Source organism: Mesorhizobium sp. M2A.F.Ca.ET.037.01.1.1, assembly GCF_003998075.1.
GTDB lineage: Bacteria > Pseudomonadota > Alphaproteobacteria > Rhizobiales > Rhizobiaceae > Mesorhizobium.
Genome location: NZ_RZSA01000656.1, coordinates 1 through 3,904, shown reverse-complemented (window position 1 = coordinate 3,904; position 3,904 = coordinate 1). Strand labels below are relative to the sequence as shown.

7 protein-coding genes are annotated in these 3,904 nt (G+C 60.2%); 5 read left to right on the top strand and 2 right to left on the bottom strand.

The annotated features are described in order from the left end of the window. Positions 1-1,468 (top strand): response regulator (locus EOA27_RS26340; protein WP_127257633.1); only part of this gene is annotated, 1,468 nt, incomplete at its 5' end. 15 nt (positions 1,469-1,483) lie between these two features. Here EOA27_RS26340 and EOA27_RS26335 read toward each other — a convergent pair. Continuing rightward, positions 1,484-1,648, bottom strand: a complete 165-nt coding sequence (locus EOA27_RS26335; RefSeq protein ID WP_082048942.1) for a DUF3309 family protein — start codon at positions 1,646-1,648, stop codon at positions 1,484-1,486. A 92-nt stretch (positions 1,649-1,740) separates the two neighbouring features. Further along, positions 1,741-1,878, bottom strand: a complete 138-nt coding sequence (locus EOA27_RS40940; RefSeq protein ID WP_189342065.1) for a hypothetical protein — start codon at positions 1,876-1,878, stop codon at positions 1,741-1,743. Positions 1,879-2,022: 144 nt separating this feature from the next. Between EOA27_RS40940 and EOA27_RS26330 the strand changes: the two genes are divergently transcribed. From EOA27_RS26330 to EOA27_RS26315, 4 genes are all read left to right on the top strand, one after another. Continuing rightward, a complete protein-coding gene (locus tag EOA27_RS26330) occupies positions 2,023-2,190 on the top strand; it encodes a Thivi_2564 family membrane protein (protein WP_126083227.1) in 168 nt (55 codons plus the stop codon). Between the two features lie 44 nt (positions 2,191-2,234). Then, complete coding sequence (locus tag EOA27_RS26325; RefSeq protein WP_245467108.1) at positions 2,235-2,543, top strand: hypothetical protein; 309 nt, start codon at positions 2,235-2,237, stop codon at positions 2,541-2,543. Positions 2,544-2,658: 115 nt separating this feature from the next. Continuing rightward, positions 2,659-3,099, top strand: coding sequence for a GFA family protein (locus EOA27_RS26320; RefSeq protein ID WP_126083228.1), 441 nt, complete (start codon positions 2,659-2,661; stop codon positions 3,097-3,099). A 534-nt stretch (positions 3,100-3,633) separates the two neighbouring features. Further along, positions 3,634-3,904: PAS domain-containing protein (locus EOA27_RS26315; protein ID WP_348639874.1), on the top strand; the 271-nt coding region annotated here is incomplete at its 3' end.

Sequence of the window (3,904 nt, the reverse complement as noted above, 5' to 3'; positions counted from 1 at the left end):
CTACGACACGGGCAACACGGCGAAAGCGCTGGACATCGTGCGCGGCGGCAGGGGCAAGCTGGACATGGACCAGATCCGCGCCAACATCGATGCGATCCGGCGCATCGACGGTGCGAACCTCGCTGCCCGTGCGGAGCGGATGGAACAGATCGAAGGCTGGCTGCGCATCGGCTCGTTCGCGGCGCTGCTGGGCATCTTTCTGCTCGGCATCTATACGATCCGCCAGTCCAGCCGCCGCTTCCGAGAGGTGGCTGACGCGCAGGACGCATTGAGCGCCAAGAACGCGGCGCTGCTCAACGAGATCTACACGCGTGAGAAGGCGGAGTCGCAGCTTCGCCAGGTGCAGAAGATGGAGGCGGTGGGCCAGCTCACGGGCGGCATCGCGCATGATTTCAACAATATGCTGGCTGTCATCACCAGCGCCATGAACCTCGCGCAGCGCAAGCTCGCTCGCGGCGAGCATGACGTGCAGAGCTTCGTTGAGGCGGCGGCCGATGCCGCGGCACGCGCCGCCAACCTCACCGCCAGGCTGCTTGCCTTTTCCAGGCAGCAGCCGCTGGCGCCGCAGATCATCGATGCCAATCGCCTCGTCACCGGCATGTCGAACCTTTTACGGCGCACGCTCGGCCATGCGATCGAGATCGAAACGGTGCTGGCGGGCGGACTTTGGAAAACGCATGCCGACCCGAGCCAGGTCGAGAACGCCTTCATCAACCTGGCGGTCAACGCACGCGACGCCATGGATGAAGAAGGCAAGCTCACCATCGAGACCGCCAACTGCCATCTCGACGAGGCCTATGCGGCGGCGCATCCCGAAGTGAAGGCCGGTCAGTATGTCATGATCGCGGTAACGGACACCGGCGCGGGTATGGCGGCGGACATCATGGCCAAGGCTTTCGAGCCATTCTTCACCACGAAGCCCGCGACCAAGGGAACCGGGCTCGGTCTCAGCCAGGTGTTCGGCTTCGTCAAGCAATCCGGCGGACACGTCAAGATCTATTCGGAGCCCGGCGAGGGCACGACAATCAGGATCTATCTTTCGCGCTTCACCGGTCCGGAGGAAGCGGCTCCGCCGGTAAAGACCGGCGGCAGGAGCGATGTTCCGGCAACCGAAACCGTGCTGCTCGTCGAGGACGATGCCCGCGTGCGTGCTTCGACGGCCGCCGCCTTGCTGGAGCTCGGCTATACCGTCATCGAAGCCGCGGGTGGTGACGAAGCCTTGGAGAAACTCGGTCAGAACGCCGCCATCGCGCTGATGCTGACGGATATTGTAATGCCGGGTATGAATGGCCGGCAACTCGCCGAACAGGCTCGCAAGCAGTCCCCCTCCCTGAAAGTGGTGTTCATGACCGGCTTCACGCGCAACGCCGTCGTGCACAATGGCGTGCTTGACCACGATGTGCACTTCATCGCCAAGCCGTTCACGCTGGAACAACTGGCGGCGAAGCTCCGGGACGCGCTCGCTTGATTTGTCTGACCGTTCTTAGATCCGTCCGAGCACGACCAGAATAATGACGATGACAAGAACCAACCCGAGACCGCCGCCGCCATAATAGCCCGTGCCGTAGAACGGCCCGCCGCCCAGGCCGCTGAAACCGCCAAGCAAGGCCAGAATGAGAATAATGATAAGAATTGTGCCGAGACCCATGTTCTTTTCCTCTCTCTGAGCGCAAGCCGGCGCTTTTCATCACGAAATCAACTCGCAAGGGGCGCGCATGTTCCACCCGGCTCCGGGCAATGCTATTCGGCCTTGGCCGAGTGGGATGACACGATCGGCGGCCCGGGATTGGCTTCAAGTCTGATCGGCACCAAAAACATGAGCGCAATCGCAATCGCGATCGACACAATGATGGCCGCGGTGCTGAAGATGTCCTTCATGTTCGCATCCTGAATATTCAAAGGTGCTGAACAACGCTGCGCGATACTTCCCGTTCCACTTCGCCCTAGCGGAACCTTTTTCAGACGCGCAACGTTTGGGGGCGGCCCAGTTTGGGCAATCCTGGCGATAACGGAGGCTCGCTTATGGGCGCGTCGGTACTCATCGGCATCCTGATCACCTTCCTGGTGGTGATCCTGGTGCTCTATCTCGTGCAGCGCTTGCCACTCGATGCCCGCACGCGACAGATCGCGCAGATCATCGTCATCATCATCGGAATCATATCGTTGCTCAAATATCTTGCGGTCTTTTAGCCGCGGTCCATATTCGGCACGGAAAACCCCGAAGCCCGGTGTCCATGAGAACCCTGTCGATCGCACGCCTCGCCGGCAACTTGTTGAGCGCCGCCACGCTGCTGTGCGCCGCGAGCGCCGCCCAAGCCCGGCCGGATACTCGCGCCATGACCTGCGCGCAGACGCAGGCGCTGATCAAAAGCGACCATGCGGTGGTTTTGACCACCGGTCCGGATACTTATCACCGCTTCGTGCGGCAATTCGGCAATGAGTGCGACTGGCCGGAAGTGCCAATATCAACAACCGTTCCCGCCAAGGACGGCGAGTGCCGCGTCTATCGGTGCGAGGAGCCGGTCGACCTTCCCGACCGATAGCCGCCTCTTGCGGTCCCGCGCGGAACCATAGCAACCCCATACGGGTTGTACGGGCCAGCGGCAGAACTGGCCGGCCGCGACTTTGTTCTGCGTGTAACAGCGGGAGGAACGGCAAATGCCTGAAATCGCGCGCACCGGCAGTTGCTTGTGCGGCGGCGTGCAGTTCCGCGTGGCCGGCGAGCCACGCCGGGTAGGCCTCTGCCACTGCAAGGATTGCCGCAAGACAAGCGGATCGGCTTTCCATGCCTATGCCGTATGGCCGCTTCAAGCGTTCGAAGCCAGCGGGATCACCAGCACCTATGGCGCTCGAAGTTTTTGCCCCACCTGCGGAAGCCGCGTTCCATTCGTTGGAGAAGAGGAAGTCGAGGTCACGATCGGCAGCCTTGACGTCGCGCCGACCGAGGGGCTGGTGCCGGACTATGAGCTCTGGATCGGGCGGCGCGAATCCTGGCTGCAGGCCCTCCCCGCGGCGCATCAGTTCGAGCATGACCGGGTCGCCGCTGATTCGGCCGCCGGCAATGAAACGGACCCGGAGCCGCGGCAGGAGTCGGCCTAGGTTGGATCACTGTCGGACTTAAGCCTGAACGGCAATGACCTCCGGTCCAGGGAACCCTTCGGCGCCACCCGGAAAGGCCCGGGTGCAGATTTAGATGCCAGGCTTTTCTCCAAGCTCACTCTGTTTCAACCACCGGTAGGTTTGCCGGTCAATCAGCCGCCGGTAGCATTCAGGGTGAGTCGTCACCTGCACGTTTCAGGCAGCGACATTCATGGCGTTTTATCCGCTTTGCGGAACGCAAGAATTTTTAGCCATCCCTCTTTCGCAATACAACCTTTTGGTTTGCTCTCCTGCCGACCGCTTGTGTTCAGCGCGTGAAATACCAAGCTGCAGTTGCAATATCGAAGTCAAAATTCTTTAAGCTTAAGAAATTTTTTAGACCATTGCTTTCTGGTAGTATCAAAATATGACGCTCGGACTTGCCACAGGCAGTAGGCCTTATGATTTCGAACCTTGTACAAAAGGCCACCTTTGTTTCTTTCATTTTTTGCTACATAGTGCTGCCGAATCTTGAAACCGGACGGGGCGGTTTTCATGACGTCGGCGCCTGAACACGACCAAAACATGCATTTGCGGTATCCACCGATTGACGGGTTTTGGACCTGGGACGTCAAGCGTGACCGCGTCTATGGCGACGCCAACCTTTCAGATTATTTCGGGCTGACCCTCGACGAATTCTCGCATGGCGCGTCGCTGGAACGATGCATGCAAAGCATCGATGTGGATGACCGGCCCAGGGTCCGATTGGCGATCCGCAAGGCGATAGAACGCAAATCTGGCTTCAGGGAAGTCTACAGGGTCCGGT

Coding starts and splice junctions, on each gene's coding strand:
- EOA27_RS26335 (WP_082048942.1), bottom strand. CDS start 1,648: ATGGGTCTCGGCACAATTCTTATCATTATTCTCATTCTGGCCTTGCTT.
- EOA27_RS40940 (WP_189342065.1), bottom strand. CDS start 1,878: ATGAAGGACATCTTCAGCACCGCGGCCATCATTGTGTCGATCGCGATT.
- EOA27_RS26330 (WP_126083227.1), top strand. CDS start 2,023: ATGGGCGCGTCGGTACTCATCGGCATCCTGATCACCTTCCTGGTGGTG.
- EOA27_RS26325 (WP_245467108.1), top strand. CDS start 2,235: ATGAGAACCCTGTCGATCGCACGCCTCGCCGGCAACTTGTTGAGCGCC.
- EOA27_RS26320 (WP_126083228.1), top strand. CDS start 2,659: ATGCCTGAAATCGCGCGCACCGGCAGTTGCTTGTGCGGCGGCGTGCAG.